Source organism: Coprococcus sp. ART55/1 (assembly GCF_000210595.1).
GTDB classification, from domain to species: Bacteria; Bacillota; Clostridia; order Lachnospirales; family Lachnospiraceae; genus Coprococcus; species Coprococcus aceti.
Genome location: NC_021018.1, coordinates 2,860,314 through 2,862,453, shown reverse-complemented (window position 1 = coordinate 2,862,453; position 2,140 = coordinate 2,860,314). Strand labels below are relative to the sequence as shown.

General features: G+C 40.9%; 3 protein-coding genes and 1 pseudogene. 3 read left to right on the top strand and 1 reads right to left on the bottom strand.

Going from position 1 to position 2,140, the window contains the following annotated elements; all coding sequences use genetic code 11:
• The first annotated feature begins 129 nt into the window (after positions 1 to 129).
• From dtd to CCU_RS12895, 3 genes are all read left to right on the top strand, one after another.
• Positions 130 to 576: a D-aminoacyl-tRNA deacylase gene (gene dtd, locus CCU_RS12905; RefSeq protein WP_015534965.1), complete on the top strand. Its 447-nt coding sequence runs from the start codon at positions 130 to 132 to the stop codon at positions 574 to 576.
• 166 nt (positions 577 to 742) lie between these two features.
• Complete coding sequence (locus CCU_RS12900; protein ID WP_015534964.1) at positions 743 to 1,276, top strand: DivIVA domain-containing protein; 534 nt, start codon at positions 743 to 745, stop codon at positions 1,274 to 1,276.
• A 142-nt stretch (positions 1,277 to 1,418) separates the two neighbouring features.
• Positions 1,419 to 1,748 (top strand): SCP-2 sterol transfer family, encoded by a 330-nt coding sequence (locus CCU_RS12895; protein WP_015534963.1) that lies wholly within the window; start codon positions 1,419 to 1,421, stop codon positions 1,746 to 1,748.
• A 109-nt stretch (positions 1,749 to 1,857) separates the two neighbouring features.
• Here the strand turns inward: CCU_RS12895 and CCU_RS12890 are convergent.
• A pseudogene (locus CCU_RS12890) lies at positions 1,858 to 2,140 on the bottom strand (3-deoxy-7-phosphoheptulonate synthase); the annotation flags it as partial.

Here is a 2,140-nt window from a genome sequence, read left to right as displayed (position 1 = left end):
TTGTAAGAGGTGGCAGCGTTGCAGTTGAAGCGATAAGCATGTCGGACAGATAGTACAACCGGCAAATAGCTGTCAAAATGATATTGCTGGTAAAATAGTCTGTAAAAAGATTATGAAAGGATCCGTAAAATGAAATTTGTTATACAGCGTGTCAATCACGCATCAGTCGAGGTAGATGGAAATATGATAGGCAGCATCCAGAAAGGTTTTCTGGTGTTTGTCGGAGTATACGATTCGGATACCAGAGAGATCGCTGACAAGATGATAAACAAACTTGTGAAGATGAGGATATTTGCCGACGAAAATGGCAAGACAAATCTTGACATAAACAGTGTAAACGGCCAACTCCTGATCGTTTCACAGTTTACCTTGTGCGCAGACTGCCGGAAGGGCAACAGACCATCATTTACTGGTGCAGGAGCGCCTGATATGGCCAATGAGATGTATGAGTATATAATTGAAAGATGCCGTGAGTTTGTTCCTGTGGTGGAACATGGAGAATTTGGTGCAGATATGAAAGTGGATCTGTCCAATGATGGGCCATTTACCATATTACTTGACAGTAATGAATTGTAATATATCCATGATTTGCCGAAAAAATTGTAATATATTGGGAAAATTTTATAAAATCCAACAATATTGTTGAAAAAATGAATATTTGTTAATATAATTACAAGTGGAGTTTCTATATGCAAAGGATAATATTATAGAGAGAACTAATACTGAAAAGGAGAACTATACAATGACAAAGGATCAGATTGAATCTAAAACCTTTAAAAAAGGACTTTTTGGATATAATAAGGATGAGGTTAACAGCTTCCTGCGCTCAGTTGCAGAAGATTATGCAGAACTTGAGACAAAGTATGCAGCTCTTGAGTCAGAGAACGAAGTGTCAAAGAAGAACCTTATGGAGAACAGCGTAAAGATTTATGAGCTTGAGAAGCAGCTCGAGCAGGCTGCTCCTGGTTCCAAGAAGGAAGCCAACGCAGCAAATGCTGAGGCTAACAAGATAATAAACGATGCTAAGAAGAAGGCTAACGAGGTTATCGCAAATGCAAAGGCTGAGCTTGCCAAGCTCAAGGAAGAGATGGAGACACTCAAGAGTGGATCAAGTGCAAAGGTTGCTGAGGCTGCAAATAAGGTTGAAGCTGCAGTTGAGGCGGATCCTATAACAAAGCTTAAGATGAAGTCGCAGGGCGGAGATGCACCTCAGAAGCTCAAGATGACACCAAAGGCTGCTCCAGAGGCAGAGCCAAAGCCGGCAGCATTCAGGTAAGAGTGCTCAGGCTGCTCAGGAGGAAGAAGAGGAAGAACTTATTGTTGGTGAAGTAGAAGAAGGAGTAAAGCGTAATCAGGCACTTATCGGAGATGGCGATGAGGATGCAGACTTCGAGTTCTTATAAAGATTGGGTGTTTATATGACGTATAAAGAATGCGTGGAGTGTATCGACGGCGTTCTCAGTTCTTTGGAATTGGCGGATATTGATGATTGTTGTCTTCAGTTCAATGTTATCGGCAATGATAGTGGGGTGTTCTACATAGATATAAGGGATCATGTTGCCAGATTAACAGAGAATTCGGACAGGGAGTATAAGGTTAAATATGTATTTACAGTTCCAGTTCTTTCAAGACTTTTGAGAAGAGTTGTCGATCCGATGTATGCGTATACTACAAGTAAATATAAGATGATGGGAGATGTGTCTTTGGGAAGATGCATACTCGTCAAACTCTGCGAGGCTTCGGCCTGACAGATAAATAAAGAAAACCGGCGGTATCATGATAGATCCGCCGGTTTTCTTGTGTTGTATAAGCACAGCACGTGTAATTGTATAAGCGCGCAGGCTTAAAATGTATTTTTTACAGAAGATCTGCAACTTCCTTGAGAAGTCTCTCTGTCTTATCCCATCCAAGACAAGGATCTGTGATAGACTTACCATAGCATCCACCATCTACTGGCTGGTTGCCGTCTTCGATATAACTCTCAACCATAACACCCTTTACAAGATTCTTGATCTCAGAATCGTAATTCCTGCTGTGGATTATCTCTTTGACAATTCTTGGCTGTTCAATAAATTTCTTGCCAGAATTATTGTGGTTGGCATCAACTATACATGCATGATTTACGAGGTTGAACTTCTTG